Annotated in this window: 12 protein-coding genes and 1 pseudogene; 1 reads left to right on the top strand and 12 read right to left on the bottom strand. The window is 67.7% G+C overall.

Translation table 11 applies throughout. From position 1 onward, the window contains the following. Positions 1-37: 37 nt before the first annotated feature. The 11 genes and pseudogenes from BL8807_RS09120 to BL8807_RS09070 form a co-directional block, all read right to left on the bottom strand. Positions 38-1,060 (bottom strand): hypothetical protein, encoded by a 1,023-nt coding sequence (locus tag BL8807_RS09120; RefSeq protein WP_072726207.1) that lies wholly within the window; start codon positions 1,058-1,060, stop codon positions 38-40. Between the two features lie 63 nt (positions 1,061-1,123). After that, positions 1,124-1,513 (bottom strand): hypothetical protein, encoded by a 390-nt coding sequence (locus BL8807_RS09115; RefSeq protein WP_072726209.1) that lies wholly within the window; start codon positions 1,511-1,513, stop codon positions 1,124-1,126. A gap of 13 nt (positions 1,514-1,526) precedes the next feature. Then, complete coding sequence (locus BL8807_RS09110; protein WP_226847319.1) at positions 1,527-3,074, bottom strand: ATPase; 1,548 nt, start codon at positions 3,072-3,074, stop codon at positions 1,527-1,529. 19 nt (positions 3,075-3,093) lie between these two features. Beyond that, positions 3,094-4,578 carry an SCO6880 family protein gene (locus BL8807_RS09105; RefSeq protein ID WP_072726210.1) on the bottom strand — a complete coding sequence of 495 codons (1,485 nt, stop codon included), beginning with the start codon at positions 4,576-4,578 and terminating at the stop codon, positions 3,094-3,096. 37 nt (positions 4,579-4,615) lie between these two features. Further along, a complete protein-coding gene (locus BL8807_RS09100) occupies positions 4,616-6,640 on the bottom strand; it encodes a hypothetical protein (protein ID WP_143147992.1) in 2,025 nt (674 codons plus the stop codon). 2 nt (positions 6,641-6,642) lie between these two features. Beyond that, on the bottom strand, positions 6,643-6,966 hold the full coding sequence (locus BL8807_RS09095) for a TrbC/VirB2 family protein (protein WP_072726211.1): 324 nt from the start codon (positions 6,964-6,966) through the stop codon (positions 6,643-6,645). A 70-nt stretch (positions 6,967-7,036) separates the two neighbouring features. Next, positions 7,037-7,516 carry a hypothetical protein gene (locus tag BL8807_RS09090; protein WP_072726212.1) on the bottom strand — a complete coding sequence of 160 codons (480 nt, stop codon included), beginning with the start codon at positions 7,514-7,516 and terminating at the stop codon, positions 7,037-7,039. A gap of 20 nt (positions 7,517-7,536) precedes the next feature. After that, positions 7,537-8,826, bottom strand: a complete 1,290-nt coding sequence (locus BL8807_RS09085; protein WP_072726213.1) for a hypothetical protein — start codon at positions 8,824-8,826, stop codon at positions 7,537-7,539. A 26-nt stretch (positions 8,827-8,852) separates the two neighbouring features. Continuing rightward, positions 8,853-9,485, bottom strand: coding sequence for a hypothetical protein (locus tag BL8807_RS09080; RefSeq protein ID WP_072726214.1), 633 nt, complete (start codon positions 9,483-9,485; stop codon positions 8,853-8,855). Between the two features lie 176 nt (positions 9,486-9,661). Then, positions 9,662-10,321 (bottom strand): annotated as a pseudogene (locus BL8807_RS09075) (Bax inhibitor-1/YccA family protein); the annotation flags it as partial. 230 nt (positions 10,322-10,551) lie between these two features. Next, positions 10,552-11,019, bottom strand: coding sequence for a hypothetical protein (locus BL8807_RS09070; protein WP_072726216.1), 468 nt, complete (start codon positions 11,017-11,019; stop codon positions 10,552-10,554). 136 nt (positions 11,020-11,155) lie between these two features. On the opposite strand from BL8807_RS09070, the gene BL8807_RS09065 reads away from it, so the two are divergent. Next, on the top strand, positions 11,156-11,620 hold the full coding sequence (locus tag BL8807_RS09065; protein WP_072726218.1) for a hypothetical protein: 465 nt from the start codon (positions 11,156-11,158) through the stop codon (positions 11,618-11,620). A 318-nt stretch (positions 11,621-11,938) separates the two neighbouring features. Here the strand turns inward: BL8807_RS09065 and BL8807_RS09060 are convergent, their stop codons facing one another. Next, a complete protein-coding gene (locus BL8807_RS09060; RefSeq protein ID WP_226847317.1) occupies positions 11,939-15,841 on the bottom strand; it encodes an LPXTG cell wall anchor domain-containing protein in 3,903 nt (1,300 codons plus the stop codon). Between the last annotated feature and the right edge of the window lie 30 nt (positions 15,842-15,871).

Below are 15,871 nucleotides of genomic sequence, written 5' to 3'. Positions count from 1 at the left end.
CATATGCGTATCCGCTTATCGACGGAGAGGGCATGGGTCACATGGTGGGCGCGGAGCGGCCGTCGTCGAGCCACAGGCCGCCGGCACCGGCGACGCCGTTGTCGGGGTCGGGGATGCGGTCGAGCACGCCGGAGGCGATCCGGTCGTCGGGGTTGTAGCCGATGGCGTCGCGCGCGTGGGACGCGGCGGTGGCGAGGTCGCCTTCGGCGAGGTCGAACATGGCGAGCAGGGATTCCACGCGCCACGCGGTGTTGGTGTCCGCGTTCGCGGCGATCGGGTCGAGGATGCCCCATGCGGCGTGGTCCCGCGCCACGGTCGCGTCGCGGTCGGCGTGCTCGACGAGGTCCGTGAAGAGCCGGTCGACGTCGACGTCGGCTTCCGGGGTGCGGGCGATGCGGCGCAGCGCGTCCAGGTCGTGGCCGTCCGGGTCGAGGACGCTGGCGGCGATCATGGCGCTCATGGCCTGGGGCGCGTACTGCATGGCGACGGCTATGACGGCGAGTTTTCCGGCGTCGTCGGCCTGTTCGCCCGCGCGGCGCGGCTCGGCCATCAGTTTCTCCCAATCGTAGACCGCCGCGTCGCGCCACATATGACGCATGGCCTGGCCGCCGGATACGACCGCGCGTCGGTAGTCGGCGTCGGCGGCGGTGATGATCTCGTTGAGGCTGGGCTCGTCCCCTATGTTGCGGGCGGCGGCCTCGCTTCGGATCATGAAGCCGGGCGTGGTGGCGAGGGACACGCTTTCGTCCCACAGGTCCCCGTCGTCGCTCGGATCGCCCAATGACACGGATTCGATCTCGTCGGCGATGAACCGGGATCCGGCGTACAAATCCCCGTCCAGGCGTTCGAGCGCGGGGGCGACGAGCTGTTCGAGTCGTTTGAACGTGGCCGTCCAGTCGGCGGTCGAGTCGTCGTATTCTTTGCCGGTGGCGAGGTCGGCGATGCGGTTCGCCACGTCGAGTGCGGTGTCGCGCATGCGCACGTCGTCGTAGGATTCGCCCCATTGGCGGATCCACTCGTGCAGGGTGTCGTCGTCGATCGGTTTCGGATGTTCGTTCATGATGCTGTTCCTTGCTGGGCGGGGTGTCGATGTCGCGGGCGGTTCGCCCGCTTGTCTCGATTCTCAGTTCGCGGGATCGGCCGCGCGGGACACGATGTCTACGGATTCGCTGCGCATGGCCTTGGCGGCGCGTCGCAGCGCGGCGTATGCCTCGCGAATGGTCTCGAACTGCTCGTAGTACGAGGCGCGCCGCAATTGCGATCGCCACACTACGGTGCCGGCGTCGTCGGCGACGCTCGCGTCGAGGTCGCCGGCCGCGCCGTCCTCGAGCGGCCGGAACCGGAGCGTGGCACGGCCGTCGCGGACCGTGACGCACGTCACCTCCCTGACCTGGCGGCCGTCGACGCCGTCGGCCCGTCGGGCCGTGATCGTGGCCCGCGCGCAGCCCGAGTATCCGCTCATGGCGGCGAGTTTGTGGATCGTCAGCTGCAATCCGGTGGTCAACGCGCTCATATCCTCACGCTCCTTATCGTGTCCATTTGAGGTTGGTGTCGTTGAAGCCCGTCCGCTCCAGCTCGCACAGTTCGACGTCGATGGGGATGCCGGGAAGGCCGCCGAGCTTGAGGAGGAATTTGCCCATGCCTTTCCAGCTCGCGTTGGCCTCGAAGTTGGTCGGGGTGGACCAGTCGGCGAGGATGTCCTCCTCGCGGCGGCTGACCGGCAGTCCGGACTCGCCGCGCAGGTAGCGTTGGATCTCCGTGCGCGACAGGGCTCCGAGCATCTTGATCTTGGAACGCTCCACGAAGCCCCTGGCCTTGTTGTTCTGGGCTTGTGTGTCCAGGCACATGAGGTCGGCGAACGTGTGCGTGATCATGATCTGGCCGACGCCCCACTGGCGGTTGAGGCGGGTGAGCAGGTCGAGGCGGTCGACCATGAGCGGGCTGGCGCGCAGGGCGCGGTGCATCTCGTCCATGATGATGACGTGGTTGCGCCGGGGTTCGAGGCCGGCTTCGGCGAGGGTGTCGTGCGCGTCCTTCGCGGCGAACGCGGCGCTCCATGTGGCGGCGAGCACGGCGGCGACCACGTCGTCGCCTCCCTGGGCGAGGGCGCTGATGTCGAAGTCGACGGGACGGTCGAGGTCGACATGCTCGGTGGTCTGTTCGCTGAAAAGCCGGCCGAACCGGCCCATCGGGTTCGCCAGGCCGTGCAGGCTGGCGAGCAGGTCGCGCGTGGCGCGCAGGTAGGCGTCGTCGTCCTCGGGCGCGTCGAACACGGCCGCCGCGCGCACCTCGGGCGGACCGGTCCTGATCAGGTCGCGCAGGTCGGACACCACCGGTGGCAGAGGATCGTCCTTGGTGCGTTCGTGCAGGATCTTGAGCGCGGTGGACAGCACGTTGGACTCCACGTCGGACACGGTGCGCCGTCCCTCCTCGCGGCCGGTGCGCGAGATGGTCAGCAGGACCTCGAGCAGGGCGGACCGGCGTTCCTGCCATCCGGCGAGCAGATCGGCCCTCGCCCGGCCTTGGAGGCGTTTGAGGGTGCGGTGCACGTCGCCGGGGTCCAGGGGGTTGATGGAGCCGACGCCGGAGCCGAGGCGGATGACCTGGCCGCCGAGCAGGCTTGTGAGGGCGGCGTAGTCGGGTTTGAGGTCGCCGGGGATGATCGCGTTCATTCCCAGGGCGCTCATGCCCCACACCTGGCGGCGCACGAACGTGGACTTGCCGATCGCGGGCAGGCCCATCACGAACATCGACGGCTGTTCGATGATGCCGGCCTTGAACCAGCTGATCGGATCGCAGCACACGCCGGCCCCGGTCGTCAGGGAACGGCCGACGGGCACGCCCTCGACCGGGAGGCTCATGTCGGTGCTGAAGGGCCAGAATCCGCCGCACACCTGCGAGCTGGTGCCGAAGAACTCGTCAACGCTCGGCATCAGCCCGGCCCAGCCTCCGCCGCGCATGGGCCGGCCCCGCCAGGGGGCGGGACGGATCGGCTCGTCGAGCCGGGCCGTCAGGAGCGGCATGTCCGGATCCACGGCCGTGGCGTCGTCCGCCGGCCGCTTTCTCGTTCTCATAGGGTTCCTCCGATCACAATCACAGGGTGTTGAGGATGCTGGGCGGCGTGTAGTTGCGCAGATTGATTCCAAGGGGCAGACTCGCGGCGAAGCCGGTGTCCTGGGCCCCGTAGCAGGGGCGCAGGTCGATCTTCGCGCTTCCGGCCGCGCCCTCGACGGCGTGGGTCGCGGCGTCGAGCCGCAGGTCCTCGTCCGCGCCGCAGCGCACGGTCACGGTCGCCATCAGTCCGAAGAACACGATGACCGCGCCCTGGTTCGTCTCGACGGCCTGGCGGTTGGCCTTGTTGATCTGGCCCATCGCGCTCACGCTGGCCCGTTTCTCCTGGGCCACCTGGTTCGCGGCGGCCTGGCGGTTCTGCTCGGCGAGGAACGCGGTCTTGTCGGGCGGGAGGATGTGGAACAGCACGGTGACGCGCTTGCGGTCGCAGTCGGCCAGGGGGCCGAGCATGCGGGCGAGGGTGGAGCTGGTCACGTTGCTTTTCGGCGGGTCGCACATCTGCCATGTGCGCGACAGGCCGGAGTCGTGCCGGTAATAATCCCAGCGGGCCTCGTGCGCGACGGGGCCGGCGTCCTCCCACGTAACGTCGGGCTTGTCGTCGGCCTCCTCGAGGATGTCCTGGGCGGCGGGATCGTAGGCGACGCGCGTCATGCGCGAGATCTCGTCGGCGGTCAGCGCGCGGGCGGTGCCGCCGCCGGCGGCGCTGATGTGGGCCTTGATGTCGGGCACGAGCTGGCCGATGCGCCGGGCGGCGTCCTCGGGGCCGAGCCATTTGCCGTCGCGCGCGTTCGCGTAGCGGAACGTGAGGGTCAGGACGGTCGACGTCGAAGCGCCGCCGGAGGCGTACTGGTTCATGATCTGTGCCATGGCGAGCTTGGCGAGGTCGGGCGCGTCCTCGACCGCGCGGCGGCTCAGGTTGCGGCGGAACCTCACGCCCGAGTCGGGCGACGTGTCGACGGTCACGGCGAGCTGGGTGACGCCCGCCTCCGCGCCCAGGTATTCGAGCAGGCCCGCCCACGAGGCGACGTAGGCGTCCTCCACGTCGTCGTCCGCGAGGCCCGCGCCTTGGGGCTGGCATGCGAGCGGGAGCGAGTATTCGCCGGTATGCGCGTGGCGTATGAGGGTCATGCGGTTGCCGAAACCGTCGCTGCATTCGATGAGCGACACCTGCGAGAGGACGCCGGGCAGCCGGCATTGGCCGGATTCGACCATGCCGAGCATGCCGGAGCGGTACAGGGCGCGCCCGGTGTTGACCTGCGACAGCCATGTGCGCCGTTCGACGGTCCGGTCGAGCACGTTGCGGTGCTGGCGGTCGCGCACCGCGAGCACCATGACCGCGCCGATGCCGGCCACGCCGAACGCGATCGCCGCGAACACGTTCGCCATGCTCAGGATCAGTGTGATGACGAGCACGCCGAGGCCGGCGGCCGTCAACGGTTTGCCGATGTTGCGGATGCCGCCCGCGATGGGACGCATCCAATCGCCGTAGGTGGTGCTTGACGCCACGGTTGCCTCCTTAGGATCTCAGGATTCAGGACTTGATTCAGAACTCTTTGGTCTTCCTCGTGCTCGACCGGTCGGCACCGTCCGGACCGTCGTCGCCCATGGACGAACCCATGCCCGTGGATGGACGCGTTCCGCCCGCATGCGGTGCCGGGGCGCGGCCGCCGGCTGGGCCGGATCCGACGCCTTCCGGCGACGACGGGGACGACGTTCCGCCGGCTCCGTCCGGGACGGAGTCGTCGCTTCCTCCGCTTCCGGCGTTCGGGGAGGAGGCGGACGGCGTGGCCGTCGCGGCCGCGCGGTTCGCGCCGTCGGGACCGCCCGCTCCCCCGGTTTCGCCGCCGGCCGCGCGGGCAGGAGATCCCGTCCCCGTGGCGGGGGTCGTCGAGGCGCCTCGCGCGCCGCCGGCCGTGGACGCCGTCGCCGGCGAGGCCCCCTTGGGCGCGCCTCCGCCGGCCTTGGCCGCGATGCCGCGTCCCGCGAGGCGTGCGGCCCCGCCGGCCGCCATGACGGTGCCGCCCGCGATGCCGCCGAGCACGCCGGACATGACGCCGCCGCCTCCGACGCTGTTCGCGACGGCAGGGGCGACGAGCCGGATCATGGCGGGGAGCAGCACGATGACGCTGATGGTGAGCATGAGGGTGATGGCCTGGCTGTCGTCGCCGTCGCCGGCCGTGACCATGATCGCGCAGCCGGTCGCCATGACAATCGCCGCGACGGGCTTGTAAAGGAGGAAAGCGACGAGCCACCCCATGACCTTCGCGAACGCCTGGCGTCCGGTCTCCATCCAGCTCATGGCGGCCCACATCGGGGCCACGCCCACGAGGATCGGCAGGAGTCCGGCGCGCAGGTAGGCGAAGATCTTGCCGATCAGGCCGCACAGCCACACGACCAGGGTCAGCAGGAGCGCGATCGCGCCGTCGAGGTCGAAGAACTCGCTGGCGGCGAGTGTGTTGTGGTCCCATGCGTCGGCCATCATGCTCGACGCGGCCCTGAGGATGCTCGCGGTCCAGGAGTCCACGGTCGCCTGGAACAGGTTGACGAATCCGGCCAGGCACACGGCCGTGACCATCGCCCAGACGAACGCCTTGCCCAAGGGGACGAGCTCGCGCCCCTCCTGGTTGGTGACGAGTTTGAATCCGGCGGCGAGCACGCCGCACACGGCCGCGATCAGCAGCAGCGGGTCGACCTGCATGCGGATCCAGTCGCTCACATAAAACCCGATCCCGCCGGGCGTGTACGCGCCGGACGGGGTCCAGGATTGCAACGCGGGCGTGGTCGAACCGCCGGACGTGGACGCGCGGGTGAAGAACGTGAGCGCGATGGAGGCGCACGACGAGCCGAGGAACACGCCCAGGAAGATCCAGCCGACCTTGCCGAGCAGCTGGCCGTCCATGCCGCCCGCGTCGCCGTTGCCGATGCGCCACACGATCCTCGCGCCGAGCACGGTCAGGCTGATCGCGGCCGCGACGACGAGGATGCCTTGGGCGACGCGCAGATACCGGTTGACGCCCGTGTCCCATTCGTCGTACATGGGCGCGGCGTTCGACCGGAGCGTGGAGACGGTGTCGTCGGACGCCGTGAGGGTGTTGCGCGAGGTCGACAGCCATTCGATCGTCTCCTCGGACTGCTTCTCGTACATGTGCCAGAGGGTTTTCTCCAGCCAGCTGAGGGTGCGGGTCTTGTCGCACGACGAGGTGTCCGCGTTCCACTCCCATGGCCCTTCCTCCTCGGTCTCCTCCTGGTAGGTGTGCTCCAGGGCCTCGCATTGCAGGGACGGGGTCGCCACGAGGAGCTGGCGGACGGTCACGCCGCCCTGGCTCGCGCCGGCGGCGTATTGCTTCTCGGCCCACGCGATCTGGTTGGGGCCGATCAGAGCGCCCAGACCGCCGGCCTCGATGCGCATGCTGTAGACGGTCTGCACGTCGGCGATCTCCTCGTCGCCGAACCGCAGCGAGTCCGAGAAGTTGTCGAAGTCGGGCGCGGAGCACGACGCAAGCGAAAGCAGGGCCGCGAGGGCGAGGAGAATCGCGCACACGCGGCCCCGTAGCCTTCGGGCCCGCATGGTCAGCAGCTCTCCGCGATCGACAGGCCGAGGGCGCTCATGAAGGAGAGCGCGCCGGCGACGATGAAGATGCCCACGACCCAGTTGAGCAGCTTGTCGAACGTGTCGTCGCGGTCGGGCACGCCGTCGCCCTGCTGACGCAGCACATGCACGCCGATGCGGATCAGCGCGACGATCGCGACGACCAGGCCGAGCGCCTTGACCCAGCCCAACGCGGTGCTGACGGGTTCGCTGAAGCCCGGAGGCAGGCACGCGGCGGGATTCTGGAGGTCGGCGAGCACCACGGTGGTCTTGGCCTTGACGGCCTCGATGGTTTCGATAAGCAAAGGAGTCTCCTTTCGATATGTGGTCGCATCCATGTTCGCCCGCCCGACACGGGCCGGCGGGACACGTTGTCTACAGGTTTTCCAGGTCGGCCGTCATGCGCCGGTACGCGGCGGGATACTTGTCCGGGAAGCCGTCGAGGTCAAGGCCGCCGATATACGGCAGACGCCACAGGGCGGGCGCGGCGGACCCCACGAGCAGGCATCCCTTGCGCAGCTGGCGCGGCGTGCGCGCGTGGGGCATCGTGACCGCGACGCCCAGCAGCCGTGTGGGGCCGAACCGGCCCGCGTCCCATTCGGCGAGCAGGCCGCGCAGCGATTCGAGCCCGCGCCCGGTGCACATCGCGCACAAAACGATCCGGCTCGGCTCGGCCGGATCCACGCTCAGGGGAAGCGCGCGGCCGGCGTCGGCGTAGAAATCCATGGCGGAGCGTCGGATGGTGGTGCAGCCCGCGCCGCCGTGCGCGGCGACAAGCCACACCCGCCGCGTGGGACGCGCGTCGAACGCCGGGATAAGACCGGTCAGACCGGACGGTTCTGGTTGTTCTCCCATGAGGCTGGGGTCCTTTCTCGCTATGGGATGACGTCGGGGAACGGATTCGGCGTCATCGGTTCGGGCACGTACCATCCGTCCGAACCGGACGACGAGCCGGTCCCGGAGGATCCGGATCCGCTCGAGGTTCCGCCGTCCGAGCCGGCGTTACCGCCGTAGCTGTACGAAGGCGTGTACGACTGCTGCTGTTGCGGCGCGGACTGCGACTGGGCCTGGGCGGCGGCTTCGGCCTCCTCGGCGGCCTTGCGGTCCGCCTCCTCCTGGGCCTTGCGATCGGCCTCCGTCTTGGCGTTTATGCTCTCATTCACAGCCTTGACCGCTTTGGCGATCGCGTCCGCGTCGCGCTCTTCGATCGCCTCGCGCAGCTTGTCGCGCGTCTTGTCGTCCTGGACCTTGCCGTCCGAGGACTCCAGCAGCGCTTCGGCGATCGCGACGGTCTTGTCGAGCATGCTTTCCCTGACGTCGGACATGGCCTGTTCGACCCGCGAGGCGAGGGTTTCGGTCCGGTCCGCGGAGGTCCTGTTGGCGGTGGCCGCCGCTTCGAGCGCGTCCGCGCCGGCGTCGGCGGGGCATGTTGTCGCCGCCCCGGACTCCGTGGCCGTGAGCGTTTCGAGGTCGGATATGGTCGCCGCGTCGAGGACGTCGTCCTCGCCGATTCCGTCGAGCAGTTCCTCCGCTTCCGCGATCGCCCCGGTGAGTTCCGAAAGGGACGACTTCGCGGCGTCGTAAGCGCTGGAGCACTTCTCAAGCGCCGTCTTGTCGGCGCGCGCGTGCAGGACCGCCAAGGTCGCGCCGGCGGCGATCGCGACGGCCAGTATGCCGACCGCGACGGCGAGGACGATCCGCACGCCACGGAAGTCCCGTTTCGCGGGGATGCCCGTCCGAGGCGGATCCGGCGACGCGGGGTCGGGCTGGACGTCGCTGACGGCGGCCAGATCATCCAGCATGTCGGCGGCATCAACGGCGGGTGAAGCGCCGTCGGACGGTTCGCTGCGACGGTATTCGCCGCGCAGCCGTTCGGCCTGGACGGCGACGCGGACGGCGAAGTCCTCGCCACGACGGTCCGTGATGACGTCGAGCGCGGGACGCAGCGACACTCCGTCGGGGCCTTCGAGAGCGCCGGCACGGGCGACCATCGGAGGCATGTCCCATTCATCCCCGACATCGGATCCGTCGACGCCCGACGGTTCCCGGCCAGCGTCGACGTCGGGGTCGGGGACGACGGATGGTTCGACGCCGACGGTTCCTCGCGGCGTCGGGGCGACGGGGCCGTTCGTCCATTCGTCATCCATGTCCCCGTTGGAGAACATGGACGGTTTGGTTCCTCCGCGCATCGTCAGCGGCGCACCGACACTCGGGCCAACGACGGGTCCGCCACGGTCCCGGACGTCGCCACGCTCAGGGTCCGTTCCTCGACCCCATGGTTTCGGGCGAAGGCCGGACGGACGTCCTCCTGAAGCGCGATGGAGACGTTGAGCCGCAGCTCGTCCTCGGGCCGGACATGGAAGAGCTGGTCGGCGAAATGCTTGACGCGGATCTCGGGATCGCCCTCCAGATAGCTCACGGCGGCCGCGACCCGCAGCGCGCCGGCGCGGTCGGCCCTCGGATGGATCCGCGTGGCGAGGTCCTCGAACAAGGACGGGATGTCCTGATGCCACGCGCACGCCATCTCATGGGACACGTCGTAGCCCGCGTCCCTCATGACGCCCTCCAGAACCGTGTAGACCACGTCCGGACCGGGATGCTCGCGGCGCGCGATCAGATCGAAGCCCTCCTTGTTCAGATCGGGACGGGTGATCTTGGTGACGACCGCGTCGAACAGCGCGTAGTCGTCGGCCATGCTCCTCAGGGCGTCGACGATCCGGTCGTCCGAGACCGCGCTGGCCCCGACGACGTACTTCCCGTGCCGCAGACGATCCTCGAACAACGAATACATCGCGTCGATCTGGGCCTGTGTTGGTGCCGGCATGACGGCTCCCTCCTATGAGATGGATAACTGCTTTCCCCAGTCTCCCCGCCCCCGCGCGAGGTCGCGGGACACGATGTCTACAAACACCGGTTGATGAATACGCGGACGCGCGGATACGGAAATACGTATCCGCGCGTCCGTGCGTCGTCTTTGCCCGTGTGATTCGCCGCCGCGAATCACACGCGGCGCAGGCGAAGCGCGTAGAGGAACATGTTCACGAAGTCGAGATAGAGATCCAGCGCGCACACAATCGAGATCTTCTTGATCATCTCCGGCCCCTGGGTCTCGTAGGCGGCGAACAGCGCGCGCGTCTTCTGCGCGTCGTAGATGGTCATGCCGGCGAACAGCACCAAACCGATCGCGCACACGATCTGGGTCATGCCGTCGACCTGCAGGAACATAAGCACCACCTGCGAGATGATGAGCACGATCAGGCCGACCATCAGAATCGGGCCCGCCTTGAGCATGTCGGACTTGGTGGTCATGCCGAACATCGTCAGCGCGAAGAAGAACGCGGCGGTGATGCCGAGGGCGATGCCGATCGAACCGAGGTCGTACACCATGAAGATGGAGGTCAGGGTGAAGCCCATCAGGGCGGCGTACACGTAGAACATGACACGGGCGGTGCCGGGCCGCATCGTCGCGGCGCACGGGCCGACGCCCAACGCCAAGGCGAGCAGAACGACGCACAGGCCGATGATGCCGAACGGACCGGTCGCGGAGACGAAGGCGTCGTACATGCCGGTCATCTGGCCGGATACCGCGACCACGGCGGTGACGATCAGGCCGATGGTCATCTCGCCGTAAGCTTTGACGACGGCGACGCGACGGACCTCGCCGTGCGCGTCGGCCGGGAGCACGTCGATGGCGGCACCGTTCGATCGGTTCTGGTTTTCCATGATTGTTCCTTTCCTTGTGTTTTCGTCCTGATTCCCATTCTTCCGCTCCACTTCGGGTCCGGCGGGACACGATGTCTACAAGATTTGCGGGCCGGCGAATATGCGGACGCGCGGATACGGAAATACGCATCCGCGCGTCCGCGCCAGCGAGGTCGATCTCGGCTTCCCTACGGACGGCCGACGAATCCGAAGCCGTCGTCCTGAAGGGGCGACGGTGCCATCACGGCGTGCGGATTCGTGATCACGATCTCCTTGACGCCGGAGACGGGATCCCAGAGCACCGTCTGATGATCGCCGAGCTCGAACTCAATGTGCGCGCCGGGCGTGTGCAGCGCGCGCACACCACGGTCATGGTCGCGCGACCGCAGTAGGGCGTCCACGGCCCGGTACAAATCCGCCAGCGCGCCGGCCGCCACGCAAGCGCGCAGGAACAGAATCAGCAGGGGCTCGCCCGGATATTCGGCCTCGATCAGGGAGACCAGCGGGAATCCCACGCACGCCAAGGCCAGCGCGGACACGGCCGACCGCGCGGCGCGGCGCATGTGGTAGCCGTTGCGCCGCGCGTACTCGCGCAGCCTCTTCGGCAAGGCATCGCGCGGCGGGGCGGACTCACGGGAGGCGTTTCGATTGGTCATAGTCGGTGTTTCCTTTCGTCTGATTGACCGTTGACCATCATTCTTCCCGACCTCGCGCGCGGTCGCGGGACACGATGTCACATTTTTTGACGGAAAAGTTTTACCGCGCCGAACCGGATTCCATAGAATCGAACATATGTACGAGTCCGATGATGTGAGGATACGGCGCGCGCCCGCCCGCAGGAGGGACGCGACGGCCGGGGAGAAGGCGCGGCTGCTCAGGGACACGCTGGTCACGGGAGGTTTGGCCGACCATCATTACGCATGCGGGCATCTGATGACCACTTGCGCGCCCGCGCCCGGCGTGAGCGACATATGGGAGGCGCGCGAATGCCCGGAATGCTCGAACCGGGGTCCCCATGACCTAAGGGGCGACGCCAGACGGATAGCGTGGGCCGGCCCCGTCAGGGACCGGGTTCTGGCCGAATTAGAGCTGGCGTTGGAGCGGGCCGAGCCGGCGGCGGAGGCGGCGATCGGGCGCGCGATACGGCTCGCCTTGCGACGGACCGACGCCGAATGGTGGATCGAGCACCGGTCGGACGCCTTGGCGCTGTTGGAGGCCGAGGTCATGCGCGAGGCCGGACGGTGGATGTCCGCCTGAACCGTATGTGCGTATATAAGCGGGAATGTATATGCATATCCGCTTATATACGCATCCGCTCACATGCGGCGCGGGCCGGATCCTAGCGGGAGAATCCCGTCGCGTCGGCGTCCTGGACGACGGTCAGGCCGTCCGGTCCGGCCGTCGGATCGTATGGGCCCGAGGAAAGTTCCGCGACGGATTCGACCACGGGGCGACCGTGGTCCCTGACGGGTCGGGATACGCGAACGCGCGGATACGCATGACCGTATCCGCGCGTCCATCGCTCACGGCCCGGCCATGGGCGGGAATCCCGCTTCATGGCCGGTCGTGGCGTCGTCAGGCCGAATGGCGCGCCTGGCTGCCGGTGCCCTTGCGGCGGACGGCCAGCAGGCCGAGGCCCGCGCCGGCGATCAGGATCGCGGCGACGACCACGCCGCCGATCGCGAGGCCCGTGTCCGCCAGGGGCGGTTTGACCTTGGCGTTCCAATCGTCCGTGTTGGACGTGACGCTCGTGTCGGCGCACATGAGCCGGCCTTCAATCTCGACCGGTTCGACGGAGTCGGCATCGTCGGTCGTGGCGTCATCCTCGCCGTCGTTGTCGCCGGGTTCGGACGTGGTGTCGTCCGAATCGGGGTTGAGCGGGTCGATGGTGGCGGGGCACTCGAACAGCGGAGTACCGGTGACCTGGGCGCGATCGGTGTGATGGTCGGTCACGCCCTTGAGGGTGCCCTTGACGTCGACCGAGTCGCCCGGCTTGAGCACGAGGGTGTCCCAATCGGCGGGATATTCGAGATCGACGACCTCGCCGTCGCCCGCGACGGTCTCGTCCGTCAGGTCGAGATCCTTGGCCTGGAACCACGCGCCCTCACCGGTCTCGGGGTCGGTCTTCGACGTGTTCGTGATGCGGAACACAATCGTCTTCTCCTCGCCCTTCGAGCCGAGTTCGAGCGCGTCCTTGGTGTCATCGCGGTCACCATCGGGCCAGCCGGACCCCTCGTCGAACTTCTCAACATGGATGCTCGGCGCGGTGTCGGGCGTGTTGGTGCGCACGACGTTCGACGGACGCTCGACCCCGTTGATCGTCTCCGTGAAGGAGTTTTCGATGTCGGTGCCGAGGGCGATGCGGCGCATGAGCGGGAAGGCGTACCAGGCGGCTTCGTGCTCGGTGTCGGCGCTCACCAGACCGAGATAGAGCTGGGTGGCGCTGACGGTGAACGTGCCGCTCTCCTCGTCCCAAACGGCCTCGAACAGGTCGCCGCCGAACTTCGAAGAGTCGAAGCCGGTGCCGGCGACCTTCTCGCCCGCCTTGGCGATCACCTCGCCGTCCTTGTACAGGTCACGGGCGAGATAGGCCGCCCATGCGCCCTGGTACTCGTCATGCTCGACGTCGAACGGATCGGTGATGCTCCAGTCCGTGACCTCGGGATAGGCGCGGTCCACGGGCAATACGCTCGAGTCGAGGCGGTAGAGGAAGAGGCGGTCGAGCCAGATCGAGTGTCCGTCGACCGAGTCGCCGTCCACCGACACGACCACGTCCTTGGACGGGTTGATCGGCTTCAAGGGGTTGCTCACCTGGTTGGTGGTCTTGCGCTGGTCGTTGAGAACCTGGGTGGCCTCGTTGACCACGGTGTAGCCGTCATCGACCTTCGAGACCACATAGGGCAGCACGACCTGGTAGGTCTGCCCCAGCAACGCTTGGTCGATGGACGGATCCGCAAGCGGATCATGCTCGTCGGACACGGCGTAGGCCTTCAGATCGGTCGGCTGGGGGTCGCCCTTGACGGTCTCGCCCGTGGCCGGGATCGGGGTGTCCACCGTGCGCGCGAAGACGTAGGCCACGCCGTCGATGATCGCGACGTTGAACTTGTCGGTCACGTCCTCGCCCGAGGCGGAGAGCACCTCGATGTCCTGCTCGTTGACGGTCACGTACTCCTGGTCGTAGTCGTCGACGATGCCGGCCTTCCACACGCGGTAGGCGGTGTCCTTCTGCGTGAGATCAAGGTCGATCACGTAGTTGCCGGTGTCGCCCAGCAGCATGGTCTTGCCGTCGATCGACACGCTCGGGTCGCCCTGGGAGGCGGACTGGGTGACCTTCTTCGAGGGCTCGAAGTCCGGCGGCAGGTTGAACACCCTGTTGCTCGGGGTCAACGAGTTGTTGATGATCAGCATCCACTCGTTGCCGACCTGGTGGTCCGTGGGCGCGTCCTCGTCCACGGTGCCCTCGAAACGGATCTGCACACGCGGCGTGGAGCCCGCGCGCCACTGGGCGATCAGGTCCGCGTCCGTCACGGCCAGCTGGAACAGATGCTCCTCGTCGTCCCACTTCGTCTCGTACTTCGACTTGGGCACGACCTTGCCGGTGGACAGGTCCATCATCTCGACGGTCTGCTTGTCCGGAGTGAGGTACTCGTCGAAGGTGTCGGTGAACACGATCTGGGACACGCCGTACGCCAGGTCGGAGGGCAGCTGAGGCTCGGTCGTCAACTGGTACTCCACGCGCTGGCCGGGGTAGACGATCTTGCCGTCGACGCTCTCCTGGCCGCCGCCCTGCGACGCCTCCGCGATCACGTCCTTCTTGACCGGGGGCACGTAGCCGCAGATGTACGGCTCGTTGGTCTCCACGGTCTGCTTGTTGACGGTCTGGCTGCCCGCGTTCGTCAAAGTCGGCGAGGACGGATCCTGGTCGACGCTCGGGTCGGAGCAGAACGTGATCTCGTCGCCCGCCTCCTTGCCGAAATCAGAACGGACCTGGGCCGCGCCCCCGCCGTTGGCGAAGTTCACCGTGCCGGGCACGAGCAGCGTGACCTGCTTGGCCGTATCCATGCCCTTGAGACCCTCGCGGTACTCCTTCTTCGCGGTCGCGACCGCCTTCGTGTCCCGGATCTCGATATCGAACTGGTCGGTCACGTCGCGGCCGGTGTTGGCGATGTCAGCGACGCTGGACCTCTCGCCGTCCGACGCGTCGGACTCGTACACGCGCAGCTTCGACACGTCGTCCGCGTCGAAGATGTAGTCCGCGTCCGTCCAATCGTCCTCCAACACGAACGTCTCGGGGGCCTGGGCCAGATCCGCGGCGACCACGCCGTTGACCACGGAACCCACACGGTCGCCGTCCAGGAACGTCATGCCGTCGGCACCGGTGGAGTTGGTGTGGTCGGAATCGACCACCGCCTTCCACTGGCTGGCGGCCGAGTCCCACAGGATCCAGCTCTTGTCCGGGGCCGGCCTCCACGTGTCGAAGCTCTTGCCCTCCACGTCGCCGGTGCCCTCGTCGTTCCACACCACGCTCGGCGTGTCCTCGACCTTCGAGACCTCCGGCAGACTCACCGTGATCGTCAACTCCCACGCGAACTCGTGCTCGTCGGGCAGGTCGCCGCCGTTCCACGTGGCGGTCGCCACATTATCGGGGGCGGCGGAACCGTCCGCCGTGTTGAACGTGAACTTCGAGCTCACGTCCTCGCCGGTGGTCGTGTCCGTGACCTTCTGGCCCGTGACCGTGTACGCCATGCCGTTCGCGTTGATCGTGTCGCGGATTACCATGCTCGTGCCGCCCACGCCCGTACCGGTCGTGATCACGGTGGTATTGGTCATCGAATCCGCGCTCACGCCCGACGTCACCGTCTTCGACGGCGGGGTCGGCGGGGTCTCGGGATCGACCGGCTCGTACTGGTTCAGCGCGATCACAATCACGACCGGGTTGTTCGGATCCTTCCACTGCTCCGCTGCGATGTCGTTCACCGTACGGCTAGAATCCGAGAAAGAATCGGAGACAAGGTACTGCTCGCCATCATTGAAATGCGTTTCCTGCACTGAGGCGTTGCCGTCCCAAGCGTTCTTCCAGTAGCTGGAAGTCGCGGAGCCGATACCGGAATAGTTGTGGGTAGTGGCGGTCACGACCACACCCACGGCCACCATACGGCAATCCGCAGTCTCACCGGGATGCAGCTTGTTAAAGCGCGCGACGCACTCGTCGTTTGCCATCGTGATGGCCGTGTTCGCCTTCGCGTCCGCGTCGGGCAGCTTGCCGATGTTGTAGGTCGCGCCCATCGCAGCAACGGCCTTTTTGAACGAGGCGAGATTCATGCCGCCCCAGCCGCCGTCGTTATGGTCATGATAGGCCAAACCGATCTCGGCGGGCTGGTCGCCGCCGCCACCGGGCGCGAAACCGCCGCCACCCTCTGCATTCGCTGTAGAGGTAATCCCGCCGGCCAATATTGTCGCGGCGACCAATGCGGCCACAAACGAGCGGACTATCCCTTTCTTTTTTCC

It is taken from the genome of Bifidobacterium lemurum (assembly GCF_014898175.1).
GTDB classification, from domain to species: domain Bacteria; phylum Actinomycetota; class Actinomycetes; order Actinomycetales; family Bifidobacteriaceae; genus Bifidobacterium; species Bifidobacterium lemurum.
The sequence above is the reverse complement of the archived record's forward strand: the minus strand, read 5'-3'. Positions and strand labels throughout refer to the sequence as shown.